Annotated in this window: 9 protein-coding genes and 1 other RNA gene; 6 read left to right on the top strand and 4 right to left on the bottom strand. The window is 65.5% G+C overall.

The window, feature by feature from the left end:
• Positions 1–10: 10 nt before the first annotated feature.
• Positions 11–1,072 (bottom strand): phospholipase A, encoded by a 1,062-nt coding sequence (locus NFH66_RS11090; RefSeq protein ID WP_349610361.1) that lies wholly within the window; start codon positions 1,070–1,072, stop codon positions 11–13.
• Between the two features lie 210 nt (positions 1,073–1,282).
• Between NFH66_RS11090 and mscK the strand changes: the two genes are divergently transcribed.
• Positions 1,283–4,642, top strand: a complete 3,360-nt coding sequence (gene mscK / locus NFH66_RS11085; protein WP_349610360.1) for a mechanosensitive channel MscK — start codon at positions 1,283–1,285, stop codon at positions 4,640–4,642.
• Positions 4,643–4,648: 6 nt separating this feature from the next.
• Here mscK and NFH66_RS11080 read toward each other — a convergent pair whose 3' ends face one another.
• The 3 genes from NFH66_RS11080 to NFH66_RS11070 all read right to left on the bottom strand — a co-directional run bounded on the left by NFH66_RS11080 (position 4,649) and on the right by NFH66_RS11070 (position 8,773).
• Positions 4,649–5,425, bottom strand: a complete 777-nt coding sequence (locus NFH66_RS11080) for a TlyA family RNA methyltransferase (RefSeq protein WP_349610359.1) — start codon at positions 5,423–5,425, stop codon at positions 4,649–4,651.
• A 19-nt stretch (positions 5,426–5,444) separates the two neighbouring features.
• Positions 5,445–7,484, bottom strand: coding sequence for a hypothetical protein (locus NFH66_RS11075; RefSeq protein WP_349610358.1), 2,040 nt, complete (start codon positions 7,482–7,484; stop codon positions 5,445–5,447).
• A 65-nt stretch (positions 7,485–7,549) separates the two neighbouring features.
• Positions 7,550–8,773, bottom strand: coding sequence for a carboxylate--amine ligase (locus tag NFH66_RS11070; RefSeq protein ID WP_349610357.1), 1,224 nt, complete (start codon positions 8,771–8,773; stop codon positions 7,550–7,552).
• 247 nt (positions 8,774–9,020) lie between these two features.
• Here NFH66_RS11070 and ffs point away from each other — a divergent pair.
• The 5 genes from ffs (at position 9,021) to NFH66_RS11045 (ending at position 15,188) form a co-directional block, all read left to right on the top strand.
• Positions 9,021–9,117, top strand: an RNA gene (gene ffs / locus NFH66_RS11065) — signal recognition particle sRNA small type.
• A 27-nt stretch (positions 9,118–9,144) separates the two neighbouring features.
• The gene (locus NFH66_RS11060) at positions 9,145–9,780 is read left to right on the top strand and encodes a DUF1819 family protein (RefSeq protein ID WP_349610356.1); all 636 of its coding nucleotides are present in this window, start codon (positions 9,145–9,147) and stop codon (positions 9,778–9,780) included.
• 129 nt (positions 9,781–9,909) lie between these two features.
• Positions 9,910–10,518 carry a DUF1788 domain-containing protein gene (locus NFH66_RS11055; RefSeq protein WP_349610355.1) on the top strand — a complete coding sequence of 203 codons (609 nt, stop codon included), beginning with the start codon at positions 9,910–9,912 and terminating at the stop codon, positions 10,516–10,518.
• Positions 10,519–10,662: 144 nt separating this feature from the next.
• Positions 10,663–14,382 carry a BREX system P-loop protein BrxC gene (gene brxC, locus NFH66_RS11050; RefSeq protein WP_349610354.1) on the top strand — a complete coding sequence of 1,240 codons (3,720 nt, stop codon included), beginning with the start codon at positions 10,663–10,665 and terminating at the stop codon, positions 14,380–14,382.
• A 29-nt stretch (positions 14,383–14,411) separates the two neighbouring features.
• A complete protein-coding gene (locus NFH66_RS11045) occupies positions 14,412–15,188 on the top strand; it encodes a DUF3800 domain-containing protein (RefSeq protein ID WP_349610353.1) in 777 nt (258 codons plus the stop codon).
• Positions 15,189–15,217 lie beyond the last annotated feature (29 nt).

Below are 15,217 nucleotides of genomic sequence, written 5' to 3'. Positions count from 1 at the left end.
CCGATCAGGGCTAGCGCAGCAGACCGCTGCTGGGTGAGAACAGCGGGTTGAGGCTGAAGCCCAGGCTCAGGCGCTGTGTGTTCTGGTCGTAGTCGATCAGGCTCTCGCCGTAACCGTGGTAATACTGCACGTGGGCGCGCACCTTGCTGTCGAAGAGCGGCCAGGAGTAGTCGAACTGGCCCCCCATGTGTCCCGCCCCGGGGTTGCCGCGCACCATCAGGCTGAGCTCGTTGTCGCCGAAGCGCCGGGCCAGCGTGATATCACCGTAGCCCATGTAGCGCTCGATATCGGGGTTGTCGTCATCGCCGGTGGTCTCCGGCAGACGGTAGTGGGGGGCCAGGCTCACCGCCCAGTCGCCACGCTGGAAGATCGTTTCCAGGTAGAGGCGGTTCCAGCTGCGCGACAGCTCGTTGGAGCGGCCGTTGGACTGGTGGTTGATGGACAAGCGATTGCGGATGTTGGCCCAGCCCAGCAGTTGCCAGTCGTTGTCGAAGCTCAGGAAAACCTCGGGTTCGTAGTTGCTCTCGCGGAAGGGCGAGGAGTCGTCGGTGTTGTAGGCTTGCCACCAGCTGCGCTGGGTATAGGCGAAGTACAGGTCCCCGGTGTTGCCGAACAGCCCTTCGGCGAGGGCGACCTTGGCGCTGAACTGGAACTTCAGCTCGTTGCGCTCCATGTTGTCTTCGCCGGTCAGCTCGCTATAGGCCGCATGGTTGGGCTTTCGGTTATAGGTGAACGGAAACAGGTAGTTGCGCCGGTAGGCGGTGATGGCATAGGGATTCCGATTGGAGGCCTGTTCCAGCTGGCGCCGCCCGGCGGCCTCGACCACGGCGATGTCGCCCGGGGCGATCGCCGGAGGTGAGGGCCAGGTGAACTCCCCGGCGCCCGCCGTAGCGGAAGCTGGCTCCTCTTCCAGGGCCTCGAGCCTTGCCTGCACTTCGGCGGCTTCGTTGTGCAGCTCGACCAGTCGCGCTTCCAACGCGGCGCGGTCGGCCTCATCGGAGGCTGCCTGGGTAGTGCCGGCGGCAAGCAGGGACAGGGCAGCAAGGACAGCGGTGCAAAGCGGCAAGCGCATGGAGAGGGTCCGGGTGCAGGATTAGACCTTTGTTCTACCATGCCCGCGAGACAAGTCAACCATCGGGCCGCCTGGCGATTGCCATGCCGCGAGCGTGGGCGGAGAATCGACGACCAGTGAAACCGACAGGAGAGCGGCGTGGACGGACGGTCAGGCGGTAGAGCCGGTGTTTTCGGATGGCGCCCAGCGGCATGCTGGCTATGGGGGCTGATGTGGCTAGCCCTGGCGCTGCCGGCCCTGGCACAGCAGGACCAGGATCCGCTACCCGAGCGTGCCGCCGTGGAGGAGCGGCTGGCCGCGCTGGAGCAGAGCGGAGGCGAGGGCGAGGAGGCCATCTCGAACGACGACCAGGCCGCCATCGACCGGCTCACGGAGACCCTGGCCGACCTGGATGCCCTGGCCGAGCTCGAGCAGCGTCGTGAGGCTCTCGAGAACCGTGTGGAGCAGGCCCCCCAGGAGCTGCTGCGCCTGGAGCGCGAACTGGAGAGCGAGGAGGCGGCGGCCACCCGTGTCTCCGCCGCTGAACTGGATGAACTGAGCCTGGACGAACTGGAGACCCGCCAGCAGGAAGCGGTGGTGGAACTGCAGCGCCTCCAGGATCGCCTCGCCGAGGTCAATGCGCAGCTGCTTACCGCCCAGACCCTACCGGAACGCGCCCAGAAGTCTATCGCCGACGCCATGCAACGGGTGGAACAGGCGCGACGCGACCTCGACGAACTGGATGTCAACGATGTCGCCGCGGACGATCCCAGGCGCTGGCAGCGCCAGGTGGCCCGGGCCCTGGCCGAGGCGCGGCTGCTCTATCACCAGCGCGAGCTGGGTACCAATACCCGCCTGCGCGAGCTGGACCAGCGACGCCAGGAGCTGTTGACGCGGCAGCAGGCGCGTCAGGAGGCGGAGCTTGCGCTGCTGCAGAATGTCATCGAACGCAAGCGGAGACTGGCCTCCGAACAGGCTATCGCCGATGCGGTCCGGGATGATCCGCTGCTGGAGGAGGGGCATCCGGTGCTGGTGAGTGCCCAGCAGGTCAACCGCACCCTCAGCCAGGAACTGCTGCGCGCCAACGATCGCAGTAACGTCCTGGTGCGCGAGAGTCTCATGGTACGCAGCAAGCTCGATCAGGTGCGCCAGCTGGAGCGCAGCCTCAACGAGCAGATCGAGGCGATTCGCGGTTCGACCCTGCTGGCGCGCATCCTGCGGGAGCAGCGCCGTGCGCTGCCCCAGGTGGAGTCGCAGCGCAACCTGCAGGACGAGATCGCCGATCTGCGGTTGCGCCAGTTCGACCTGGCGCGCCAGCGCGACCAGTTGCGCGAGGGGGAGCGCATGGCCAACCAGCGCCTGGCGGAGGCGGGAGTGGAGAGCAACTCGGAGCTGGTCGACTCTCTGCAGCGCCTCTATCAGTCCCGTCGCGAACTGGTCGACCGGCTAGAACAGACCTATGGCAGCCTGCTCAGCTCGGCCATCGAGCTGCAGCTCAACCAGCAGCAGTTGCTGGAGACCTCTCGCGGGCTGCGTAGCACCATCGATGAGCAACTGTTCTGGGTCGCCAATACGCGCCCGCTGGGTCTGGCTTGGGTTCGCCAGCTTCCCGACAACCTCGCTCTGGAGTGGCGTGAAGGGGAGTGGCGCCAGGTGCTGCCCACCACCTGGAAGCTACCGTCGGCGGGGGCCCTGGCGGGATTGCCGCTGTTGCTGCTGGCGACCTTTTTGCTGTGGAGCCGTCGGCGCCTCCAGATGCGTCTCGCCCGTCTGCATGAGCAGATAGGGCGCCTGCGCAGCGATAGCCAGCTGCATACACCGCTGGCGATACTCCTCAATGCGCTGCTGGCGGCGCCGGGCCCGCTGCTGCTGGCGGCGGCCAGCCTGGCACTGCTCGCTGGCGGCGATGCCATCGCCGATGCGCTGGGCATGGCCGGGGTGCAGCTTTCCCTGGCGTGGGGCGTGGTGGCATGGTTGCGCCGCCTGCTGGCGACGGATGGCGTGACCACCCAGCACTTCCATTGGCCGGAGGACTATGTGGCGCGCCTGCGTCGGCTGCTGGGCTGGCTGGGACTCGCCCTGATACCGGTGCTCGGCATCGCGATCCTGGCTCGGGAATCCGAGTTTGGCCTGAGCCAGCGTCCGTTGGCGCTGAGCCTGCTGCTGCTCGGCTTGCTGGCCATGAGTGTGCTGCTGGCCAGGCTGATCCTCTCCCATGTGCCGTTCTTCGGGGTCAAGCTGTTTCGTCTGGCGCTGGGCCTGACGATGGCGTGTGTGCCACTGGTGCTGGTGGGGCTGATTGTCAGCGGGTTCGAGTATACCGCCCTGAGCCTGGTCGGCCGCTTCGTGATCACCCTCTACCTGCTGGGGCTTTGGATCCTGGTGGAGGCATCGGTGGTGCGGGGCCTGGCCGTGGCGGCGCGGCGGCTGGCGTTCCGGCGTGCCCTGGCACGACGCCGTGCCGAAGGCAAGGAGGGCGCCGACGGTGGGCCGGAGGTCGTCGAGGAGCCGCCGCTGGACATGGAGCAGATCAACCAGCAGTCGCTGCGTCTCTCCAAGCTGATCCTGCTGATCGGCTTCGTGCTGTTGTTCTACCTGGTATGGGCCGACCTGCTCACCGTGCTGGGCTATCTGGAGAAGGTGGCGCTGTGGGGCGGCGAGGGAGGCGACCTGGTCAGCGATGCGCTGTCGGTGGCCGACCTGTTCATGGCCCTGCTGATCATCGCCCTGACCCTGATGCTGGCGCGCAATCTGCCGGGCCTGCTGGAGGTCAGCGTGCTGTCCCGCCTGGAGCTCAAGCAGGGCAGCGCCTATGCCATCACCTCGCTGCTCTCCTACACCATCGTCGGCACCGGCCTGGTGGCCTCGCTGGGTACCCTGGGGGTCTCCTGGGACAAGCTGCAGTGGCTGGTGGCGGCGCTCGGCGTGGGCCTGGGCTTCGGCCTGCAGGAGATCTTCGCCAACTTCGTCTCGGGGCTGATCATCCTCTTCGAGCGGCCGGTGCGCATCGGCGACACCGTGACGCTGGGCAACCTCACCGGCACGGTGAGCCGCATCCGCATCCGCGCCACCACGGTGACCGACTTCGACCGCAAGGAGATCATCATCCCCAACAAGACCTTCGTCACCGACCAGCTGATCAACTGGTCGCTCTCCGACACCATCACCCGGGTGGTGCTGACCTACGGGGTCGCCTACGGGTCGGACCATCGCCTGGTGCATCGGCTGCTGCGCCAGGCGGCCTCCGAGAACGCCCGGGTGCTGGCCGATCCCGAGCCCCAGGTGTTCTTCATGGCCTATGGCGAGAGCACGCTCGACTTCGAGCTGAGGGTTTTCGTCAACTCGCTGGGGGATCGCCTCTTTGCCACCGACGAACTCAACTGTCGGGTCGGCGAGCTTTTCGCCGAACATGGCGTCAGTATCGCCTTCAACCAGTTGGAGATCTGGCTCAAGCGTCCGGGCGAGTCCCGCAAGGTGTTGGAGACCGGTGATCCGGGCAGGGTGCGCCATCATCCGCCACCGGGCAGTCACGGTGACCCTGGCGACTTCGATCTGGATGGCGATGCGGGGGACGCCGGCGACGGACGCTGAGTCCCGTCAGGCGGGTGACGGCTCGCGCACGGCATGGAGCAGGAACTCGCGGTTGCCGTCGCCCCCCAGCAGCGGGCTCTCCTGCCAGTGGCGGATGGCCATTCCGACGTCGGCACAGCAGGCGCGGATCTTCGCCTCCACCTCGGAGTAGCGGGCGGGGTCGATGACCAGGCCGCGGGCGTTGACGCCGCCGGGGCCCACCTCGAACTGCGGCTTGACCAGGCTGGCCAGCTGGCCGCCTGCGGGTAGCAGTGCGGCCAGCTGGGGCAGGATCAGCGTCTGGGAGATGAAGGAGACGTCCATCACCGCCAGCTCCGGTCCGGTGGCGCCTTGCGCCGCGAAGGCCGTCTCGAGGCGGGTATCGCCGGCCATGGCCCGGGCGTTGAGTCCCTCCAGGCAGGTGACCCGCAGGTCCTCGGCAAGGCTAGGGTCGAGCTGGTCATGGCCCACCTCCACGCCGATCACATGGCGGGCGCCGAAGCGCAGGGCGCAATCGGTGAAGCCGCCGGTGGACTGGCCCACGTCGAGGACCAGCCGGCCCCTCAGGTCGAGGGCGAGCGTCGCGATCAGCGCCTCGAGCTTGAGTCCGGCCCGGGAGACGTAGCGCTCCTCGGGATCCTCCTCTACCGCGAGCCGAGTCTCCACCGGCAGCTTCTCGCCCGGCTTGGTGAGTACCCGCCCCGAGTCGGCGAGGCGCACCCGACCATGGCGGATCAGGCGCTGGGCACGGTTACGGGAGCGGGCTAGCCCCTGTTGCAGTAGGAGCTGGTCTAGCCTGGGCATGTGACGTGAGCCTCCAGGGTCAGGGGCCTTCGTCGGCCTGCAGGGTGGTGGGTGGCACGCGATTCGCTCCCCAGCTGCGGTGGATGTGGCCGATCACTCGATCGAGCTCCTCCTGGGTGATCTCGGCCAGTTCGCCGCGCTCGTGGGGGTCGTAGTGGAAGATATAGAGGCGCGAGGTGAATTGCTCGAAGGGCAGCGAGGCTTCTCCTGCGCGTTCGCCATGGCCGGCGGTGCTGACCTTGATGCCGTCGCCCCAGTCCTGGCCGCTGTCGTTGTTGGGGTTGAAGAAGTAGACCCGCATCACGTCGGAGGGGTCGAGGTTGACCCGCAGTACGGTGATGGCGTGCCAGCCGATGAAGCGGGCGGCGCTGTCGGTAACGGCAATGCCTGCGGGCTGGGGGTGGATCAGCGGCTGGTTACCGTTGTAGTAGGGGTGGTAGCTGGCGTAGAAGTGGCGCAGGAAGGTATCCAGTTCATGCAACTGGCCCGTGGCCACATCGACGTTGATGCGAAAGCCACGCCCGGACCACCAGCCGTGGAACTCGGGGTTGACCCAGCGGTGGGGGTCTCCCTCGCGACCGATGCAGCGCCGGCCCATCTCGGCGTAGATGCGGTCGAGGTGGGGCACCACGATCAGCGAGACCGGATCGAGGTCCATGGGCAGGCTCTGGGCCACCCCCGAGAGGCTGGCCATGGAGGAGATCGGCTGGCCCTCGAAGTGCATGATGATCTCGTCGTCGCGGGCCGCCCAGGCCACCATCTGCAGCAAGTAGTCGGGATCGTTGTAGGCCCACATGGAGAGCGCCCGGGCCGACTGGCAGGTGGGGTTGTTGCCCTGGCCCACCCCCAGCGGCTGGCCGAGCATGCAGAGCACCCCCTCGAGCAGCCTGGCCCGGGGCGAGATCGCCTCGCCGAAGGCCAGGTTGAGCCTTTCCTGGGACCACTCCGAGAGGGGGAGCCCCAGCTGGCGCCACATGGCGGGGGCCACCGGCGGCTGGTAGAGGATACCGCGCTCGAGCATCAGCGCCAGGCCATAGGCGGCCTGGGGCGTGGCCGGGTGCACGCCGCCACGGATCAGCGCCGAGACCAGCTCGCGGTAGCAGAGCAGGCAGTCGCGGCCGGTGGACGAGAGCCCCAGCGCTTCGGTCAGCAGATGATCGTTATGGTCCAGCAGGTGGCGCAGCAGCACCGGATGGTAGGGCGAGACCAGGCCGGTATCGTGCATGGCGCGGGCGAAGCCGGTGGCCTCGCCCTGCAGGGCGGTGGTGTCCATGCTGGACAACCGCTCGCGGTAGACCTCGATGCCCGGGTCCTCGCGGCAGGCCCAGGTAGGGCCGAACAGCGAGCTGACCAGGCGGTCGGCGCCTTGGCCGCTGGCGCCCAGGTCGATATCCGGATTGGTCTGGCACAGCGCGATCTGGGTGATCATCTGCTTGACCGGCTCCACCTGGATGGGCCGTTGCTGCAGGATGCGCCAGATCTCCTCGATCAGGCTGTCGACGATATGTTCGTAGCCGATGCGTTCGGCCAAGTGACGGAACAGGTGGCGGGGGATAGTGGCCAGGCGCCCCTGGGTCTCGCGTTCGGCCTCGCTGGGCGCGCCGAACAGCAACCACAGGTTGATGGCCATCACCTGGGTCAGGTAGTGGTGTGCCTGCTCGGCGGAGATCATGGGGTGAGGGTATCTCCCCTTGGCCACCGCCAGCAGGCGCAGTTCGCTCAGCGCCTCGATGACCAGCGTGTTGGGGTCGGCGCTCTTCAGTGCGTGGGTGGTCAGTGTGGGCAGCAGGTACTGGGGAGTCTCCCAGTCGGAGCCGGCGAAGATGCCAGCCTGCTCGAGGGTCTGGGCGCGGGTCTCGAGGGCCGCGGCCCCCCCCTCCTGGAGGAGCACCCGGCGGGCCGTATCCAGCACCCTGGGAAGCCGGCCGGGCTTGGCGAAGTCGCGCGCGTCATCGAACAGGGCGGTCGCTTCGTCGAGCTTTTCCAGCAGGCCGCGCAGTTTGGCATCGTCGGGTGGCGTCCCTGCGTCACCCGGATGTTTCTCATCTTGCGTCGTCACGCTGAATCCTTGTCGTCCGGCTGTCATGCCCTACATGACGCCTTGGCCACACCCGGAAATCAAGCTCAGACATAGAAATCAAGCTCTTCCATATGCTTGAGCAGCGTCTTCATGCGCGCGGCCTCGCTGCCCTTGAAGTAGACCAGGCCCCAGTGGGTGCCGAAGGCGGTGCGCTTGGTGACAGTCTCCTCCAGGGGCGGCGTCAGTTCGTGGGACTCGAAGTAGGGGTCGTCCTCGACCTCCTCCGGAATCTCCAGCTTGCTGACCACGCGGCGGCGGGGATAGACGCCGAAGCAGCCGGCATAGCCGTCGGCATCGATCACCTCCTTGGGGAAGAAGTTGCGCACCTCCTCGTCGGTCGACTTGGGGTCGAAGACCAGCATGCTGGCCTGGTAGGCGTTGAAGCCGTAGACCCGCTCCAGCAGCTCGAAAACCTTGAAGCCCGGCGGACGATAGGCCACCTCGCCGAAGTACATCTCGCCGTCGTTGGTGACAAAGTACTCGGGGTGGATCAGGCCGAATTCGATATCGAACGCCTTGATCAGCTTCTCGATCTGGGCGGTGATCTGCGGGCGATACTTCTCCAGCTCCGGCGAGGCCGGCACGAACACCGAGTAGCCCAGGGTCACGTACTCGGAGATGTTGAGGAAGGCGATCTTGCCGTCGTGGATCCACGCCTCCACGGCGAACTCCCAGCCATCCAGGTGCGACTCCATCAGCACCGGGAACTCCTCCTCGGGGATGGTATCGACCTCGTCCGGAGTACGGATCACCCGGTGGCCCAGGCAGCCGGCCTTGTCGAAGGCCTTGAGGTGGATGGGGTCGTTGGGGTCGCCGTCGAGCTTGAGCAGGGTCTGGTTGACCCGCTTGAGGAAGCGGATGACGTCCTCCTTGTCGTGGGCCTCCTCGAAGATGCCCACGCGGATGCCGCCTAGCTGGGCGCGGCGCTTCATCAGCGCCTTGTCGCGCAGCAGCAGCGACTGGCCGTAGAGGCGCGGGTTGTCGAGCAGCACCGAGTTGATGGCGCCGGCCCACTCGACGGTCTCCTCGAACAGCGGGATCGCCACGTTCACCCCCATCTCCTTGAGGGTCTCGGCGATCTCCATGGAGCGGTCGTTGAGGCGCTCGAAGTTCCAGGGCACGTAGGGGATGTCGTGCTTCTCGCAGTACTCCTCCGCCCAGTCCGGCGCCACCACGACGTAGCGTCGGTCGAAGTTCTCGGCGGCTTCGACGGCGTTCAGGCTCCAGCCCAGCAGAGCGATGTAGCCCTTGTTCGGATCCTTCTTCATGGGGCGCCTCCTGTGTTCGGCGATGAGTAAGCCTCCCTGACGCGAATCGTGCAGAGATGGATGACGTAAGGAAGGGTGCCCTCATGCTACATTACCCAGCGTTGGCCGACATCCCGCCCTGTGCCGCCCCACGCCCTTGCCCGCCCCGGACGCCGCTGTTATAGTGCGCACGCACTCGGCAAGGCGTTGATCGCAAACGCCAACCACGCCGAGTCGACATCCTAGAGATGTCGCGCTGTGGTGGCCCCGTCGGTCCTCCCGCAACGCCAAGCCGCAAACCCCGCCAGGCCCGGAAGGGAGCAACGGTAGCGGTGGCCGCGTGTGCCGGGATGTGGCTGTCGGGGCCGCCTCCATTTTTAATGGACCCTCACATGCCACAGCCTCCTTCCCTGCGTTCCTCATATGCGCCCTTTGGCTACAACTCCGACCTCATCGGTGGCTCGCTCATGGTGCGCGAGAGCCGCATCGTGGCGGAGCTGCTGCTGGCCGGCGTCGATGACGCGGCCTGGAAAGCGGCCATCCTCGACGAGAATCGCCTCCAGAAGGCGCGGCCGGCCACGGCCAGGCGCATGGCCCAGGCGATTCGCAAACGCCTTGAGCGGCTCCCTGAGCCGTTCTGGCAGGTGCTGCATGATGGCGATGACCAGCTAGCCACCCAGGTGGCGTTTTGCGCAGCGCTGGCCCGCAACCTGCTGCTGGTGGAGTTCCTGGAGACGGTGGTGGCCGATGCCTTCGTGACCCAGGCCGAGCGCCTTGAGCCCTACCAGTGGGATGACTTCCTCGCCGACCGCGCCTACCGCGATCCGGCTATTAATGGCTGGACCGCCTCCTCTAGACGAAAGATGGGTCAGGTGGCCTTTCGCATGCTATCCGAAGTAGGCTTGATGGAGAGTGCGCGTAGCCGCCGGCTGCGACCGCTGATGCTGCGGCCCGAGGTCGTGTCTCTGTTGGAAAGGCACCACCTGATTCGGCTGCTGGACTGCCTGAGTGCCCTGGGGCCGCGTTGAACGCCATGGACCCGGGCTGGCGGTAGCGTGCCCGAAAGTCCGCTATCCACCGCAGGCCGCGGAATCAAGCATTACAAGACGCTCAATCATAACGAAAAGAACGACACCGGACGCAAGGATGAGAGCCGTATGTCACCGCTCACGCAGGGGCCGTCCCACCGCGAAGATCCTCACCTGAAGGATCGCCTCAACCAGATCGCCGAGAAGATCACCAGCCCGGCCTTCCTCTCCGGCCAGGGCCTTGGCAATGAGATCGGCTTCTGGATCTTCGACTATCCCCCCGAGCACGAGCTGCAGGTTCGTGAGTACCTCACCTTCCTGGAAGGGGTACTGTCCCGTCAGCACTGCGAGCTGACGGTCGACCACGTCAACCTGCTGCGCGTGCTGCGCGACTATCTCCATGAGCGTGGCTTTCTCGACAAGGCCATCGCCATGCAGCAGACCAAGGGCGATGCGGCGTTGCTCAAGGCGCTGCGCGGCCCGCTGCACATGGACAAGTTCGCCCCCTTCCTTATCCGACACGCGCTGTCGGACGACCCCGATATCATTCTTCTGTCAGGCGTGGGTAGCGTCTGGCCGGTGATGCGTGCCCACAGTTTGCTCAATGCGCTGCACGGCAGGCTCGGCCACAAGCCGTTGGTGCTCTTCTATCCTGGCCGCTATGACGGCCAGAGCCTGACCCTCTTCAACCAGATCGCCAGTAACCACTACTACCGGGCGTTTTCTCTCGTGCCGTGACCCATGGGCGCCCGACGCAGTCAGTCCTTAGGGAACTCTCGATCTGATGGCCAGCCGGCAGCCGTGCTGCGCTGGTACCCGCTTTGTTGACCGCCTTGCCCCGCCACGGGAGCGAGGCGTTGCCCGTTAAGGAATCGATCGGACATGCGTATCCAGGACCTCTTCCAGAAACCCTTGAACCGACCCATCAATGGCGTGGTGAAGGCCGACCAGAAGGACCGCGAGACGGTCTACCAGGAGCTCGACGAGTACGTGGTGACCAACGAGCTGGAGAAGCACTTCCGCGCCTTCTTCGAGTCCTACGCCACGCCGCTCAGTGATCCCTCCATCGCCAACCGGGTCGGGGTGTGGATCTCGGGCTTCTTCGGCTCGGGTAAGTCGCACTTCCTCAAGGCGCTCTCGTACCTCTTGGCCAACATCGAGGCCGAGGACGAGGCCGGCAACCACCGCCGCGCCGCCGAGTTCTTCGACGAGCACAAGCTCCACGACCCGATGATCCGCGCCGACGTCACCAAGGCGGTGCAGCAGCCGGCCGATGTCATCCTGTTCAACATCGACAGCAAGGCGAGCTCCAACGACGGCGGCAACCCGATCCTCAACGTCTTCCTGCGGGTGTTCAACGAGTACCAGGGCTTCAGCGGCGACCACCCGCATATCGCCCACATGGAGCGCCACCTGGCCCAGCGCGGCGTGCTGGAGCGCTTCAAGGCGGCCTTCCAGGAGGCCAGCGGTATGGTCTGGGAAGAGGAGCGCGACGGCTTCCAGTTCTATCAGGACGACATCGAGCAGGCGATCAGCCAGGCGCTGGATCTCTCCCCGGAGGCGGCCCACAAGTGGTTCGAGGACTCCGAGGAGACTTTCAGCGTCTCGGTGGAGAACTTCTGCCGCTGGGTAAAGGAGTACCTGGACGCCAAGTCCCCGACCCAGCGCATCGTCTTCATGGTCGACGAGGTGGGCCAGTTCATTGGCAGCAACACCCGGCTGATGCTGACCCTGCAGACGCTGACCGAGAACCTCGGCACCATCTGCGGTGGCCGCGCCTGGATCGTGGTCACCTCCCAGGCCGACATGGACGCCGTGCTCGGCGAGATGACCGCCGCCAAGGCCAACGACTTCTCCAAGATCGCCGGGCGCTTCAAGACCCGCCTGTCGCTGTCGAGCTCCAACTCCGACGAGGTGATCCGCAAGCGCCTGCTGGCCAAGACGCCAGAGGCCACCGGCGAGCTGGCCCAGGTGTTCGAGGCCAAGGGCGCGGTGCTGCGTAACCAGCTCACCTTCGACCGCTCCGGCACCACGCTCAGGAACGTCGACGGCGTGGAGAGCTTCGTCGCCAACTACCCGTTCGTGCCGTACCACTTCCAACTGGTCCAGAAGGTCTTCGAGGAGATCCGCAAGGTCGGCGCCACCGGGGCGCACCTGGCCTACGGCGAGCGCTCCATGCTCGACGCCTTCCAGATGGCCGCCAAGGCGGTAGGTGACCAGGAGGTCGGCGCCCTGGTGCCGATGCACAGCTTCTACCGCGCCGTGGAGGGCTTCCTCGATACCGCGGTGAAGCGCACCATCGACCAGGCCAGCGAGAACGCGGCGCTGGATGACTTCGACGTCGAGATCCTGCGCACCCTGTTCATGATCCGCTACGTGGATCTGGTCAAGGGCACCCTCGACAATCTGGTGACGCTCTCCATCACCCGCATCGACGATGACCGCCTGGCGATCCGCGAGCGCCTGGAGGGCACCCTGGCCCGTCTGGAGAAGGAGAGCCTGGTCACCCGCAACGGCGAGGAGTACCTGTTCCTCACCAACGAGGAGCGCGACATCACGCGCAAGATCAAGGCCACCGAGATCACCAGCAGCGACGAGAACAAGCTGCTGGCCGAGATGATCTACAAGGACCGCCTGCGCGACCGCAACAAGTACCGCTACCCCCTCAACAAGACCGACTACACCATTGGCCGCTACCTGGATGGCCACACCATCGACGGCCGCTTCCAGAGTCAGCTACGCGTCGAGGTGGTCTCGCCGCTGGATATCGACTACGTCCAGAGCTACTCGGTCCAGAACGGCGAAGCGGGCTGCATCCACCGCAGCAATGAGAACCAGGGCCAGGTGCTGATCCGCCTGGGCGACAACAAGGCCTTCTTCGACGACCTGCGCACCTGCCTCAAGACCGAGAAGTACATCCGCCTCAACGCCGCCTCCGGCGACAGCAGCGTGGAGCGCATCCTCGCCGACCGCGGTCGGGAGAACCAGGAGCGTCGCAAGCACTTGCTAGTTCGCCTGGAGGACATGCTGCTGGATGCCGATGTCTACGCCCTGGGTCAGAAGCTCGACATCAACCGCAGCAGCCTGAACACCCGCCTCGACGACGCCTGCCAGTACCTGCTGGAGAACACCTACAGCAAGCTCGGCTACCTGCAGGTGCTCAACCCCGATCCGATGCGCGAGCTTGTCGCGGTGATGACCGCCGACGACATCGGTCAGCAGGCCATCGAGCTTGACGGAGAGGAAGGCAACCCCCAGGCGGTGCGCGAGGTAGAGCAGTACATTGGCCTGCATGGCGGTGAGCCGGTGCCTCTCAACCCGCTGCTGGAGCGCTTCAACAACCGACCCTTCGGCTGGCCGGTGGAGGAGACCCTGCTGATCCTCGGGCGGCTGTATGCCGCTGGAAGGCTCACCTTCCACACCGCCGGCCCGGCGCTGCCCGGCAAGGAGGCCTTCGAGCTACTCAACAACAGCCGGCGGCGCAGCGAGGTACGCATCCAGAAGAAGCGCCAGACCGATGATGCCGTGCTGCGTCAGGTGCGCAACCTCACCAAGGACCTGTTCACCAAACTCGGGCCCTCCAGCGAGACCGAGCTCTACGCCTTCTATGTCGAGCAGTTCAGCATCTGGAAGAAGGACCTGGAGGCCTACCGCAGCAAGACCGAGGTGGGCCGTTTCCCGGGCCGTGCCGCCATCGACAGCACCCTCAAGGAGGTCGACCGGCTGCTGCGCATCGACGACAGCTTTGACTTCTTCAAGGCGGTGGCCGACCAGCAGGAGGATCTCCTCGATATCGAAGAGGAGTACCGCGACCTCCACGAGTTCTTCACCAAGCAGCTTACCACCTGGAAGCAGCTCGACCAGGCGCTGACGCGCTTCCAGCCCAACCGCCCGGCGCTGGAGAAGGAACCCGAGGCGAAGGCAGCTCTTGCCGAGCTGGACCGCATCTACGCCTCCGAGGCGCCCTACGGCATGCTGCAGAAGGTCGCCGGACTGATTCACACCGTCGATGAGACCAACACCAATCTGTTGGAACAGAAGCGTGAGCACGCCATCGGTTTGATCGATAAGCGCATCGCCCGGGTCAGCGCCGAGATCGTCAAGAGCGGCATCGGCACCCCGGAGCTCAGCAACCGCCTGCTGCGCCCGCTGCAGTTACTCAAGCAAGACATCGAAGCCGCCACCGGCATCGCGCAGATCTACCTGCTGCAGGGCGATACCGCCAATGATCGCGAGCAGGAGAGTCTCGACGCGCTCCACCGCGAGCAGGAAGCCGAAGCCGAACGCCAGCGCATCGCCCGCCAGAAGGCGGATAACGGCGGCAAGCCGGACCGCGATGCCACGCCTGACGGCGAGGGTAGCTCAACCCAGGGCGGCGGCGGCCGCGATACCGGCACATCGCCCGGTGAAGTGCGCGAACCCGCCCCCACCCGAGTCGCCGCACCCAAGCCGGTGGCCAACGTCAGCGTCAGCCAGGTGCTCAGCCGCACGCATGAAGGGGTCTACCTGGAGAGCCAGCAGGAGGTCGACGCTTTCCTGGACGCCCTCAAGCGCGAGCTGGATGACGCCATCCAGGCCAACAAGCGCATTCGCCTGCGGTGATGTCAGGGAAGGACAGCAGGAGGGCTGCCATGAAAAATTTCAGCGACTACATCGTCTACGTTGACGAAAGCGGTGATCATGGCCTGCAGTCACTCGACCCTCACTACCCGGTGTTTGTATTGGCCTTCTGCATCTTTCACAAGCGCTATTACAGCGAGACCGTCGTCTCCGAGCTGCAGAAGTTCAAGTTCCGCCACTTTGGCCATGACCTGGTCATTCTGCACGAGCACGAAATCCGCAAGGAAAAAGGTGACTTCACCATTTTCAAAAGCCGAGGGCACAAGAACCGCTTCCTTGACGAGCTGACTGACATCATCGATGCCAGCCACTTCATCCTGGCGAGTTGCGCCATCGAGAAGAACAAACTGACTCCGCAGCAAGTCGAGTCGGAGAACCCCTACCATCTCGCCTTGGGGTTTTGCCTGGAGAGCCTCTACCAGTTCCTTGCCGAGAAGGGGCAAGAAGATAGGCTGACGCATGTCGTGGTTGAGCGACGTGGCCGCAAAGAAGACGATGAGCTGGAGCTTGAGTTTCGCCGCATGTGCGACGGCCAGAACCGCCTGAACAAGACCTTCGGCTTCGACATCCGTTTCGCCGACAAGAAGGCGAATTCGGCGGGATTGCAGTTGGCGGATCTGGTGGCTCGCCCCATCGGGTTGCACATCCTGAGGCCAGAGCAGCCCAACCGCGCCTTCGAGACGCTCAAGCAGAAGTTCTACTGCCAGGGCGGCAGGCAGAATGTGGGGTTGGGCTACGAGCAGTGGGGGCTGAAACGCTTCCCCCAGAAAAGCGAAGAGCCCCGATGACACTCACCGAGGCTCATACGCCGACCGGG

This window comes from Halomonas sp. H10-9-1, assembly GCF_040147005.1.
Lineage (GTDB): Bacteria > Pseudomonadota > Gammaproteobacteria > Pseudomonadales > Halomonadaceae > Halomonas.
The sequence above is the reverse complement of the archived record's forward strand: the minus strand, read 5'-3'. Positions and strand labels throughout refer to the sequence as shown.

Bases quoted from the DNA above. Each gene is read 5' to 3' on its own strand.
- NFH66_RS11055 (WP_349610355.1), top strand. From the start codon at position 9,910: ATGTCACCGCTCACGCAGGGGCCGTCCCACCGCGAAGATCCTCACCTG.
- NFH66_RS11080 (WP_349610359.1), bottom strand. From the start codon at position 5,425: ATGCCCAGGCTAGACCAGCTCCTACTGCAACAGGGGCTAGCCCGCTCC.
- NFH66_RS11045 (WP_349610353.1), top strand. From the start codon at position 14,412: ATGAAAAATTTCAGCGACTACATCGTCTACGTTGACGAAAGCGGTGAT.
- NFH66_RS11090 (WP_349610361.1), bottom strand. From the start codon at position 1,072: ATGCGCTTGCCGCTTTGCACCGCTGTCCTTGCTGCCCTGTCCCTGCTT.
- brxC (WP_349610354.1), top strand. From the start codon at position 10,663: ATGCGTATCCAGGACCTCTTCCAGAAACCCTTGAACCGACCCATCAAT.
- NFH66_RS11060 (WP_349610356.1), top strand. From the start codon at position 9,145: ATGCCACAGCCTCCTTCCCTGCGTTCCTCATATGCGCCCTTTGGCTAC.
- NFH66_RS11070 (WP_349610357.1), bottom strand. From the start codon at position 8,773: ATGAAGAAGGATCCGAACAAGGGCTACATCGCTCTGCTGGGCTGGAGC.
- mscK (WP_349610360.1), top strand. From the start codon at position 1,283: ATGTGGCTAGCCCTGGCGCTGCCGGCCCTGGCACAGCAGGACCAGGAT.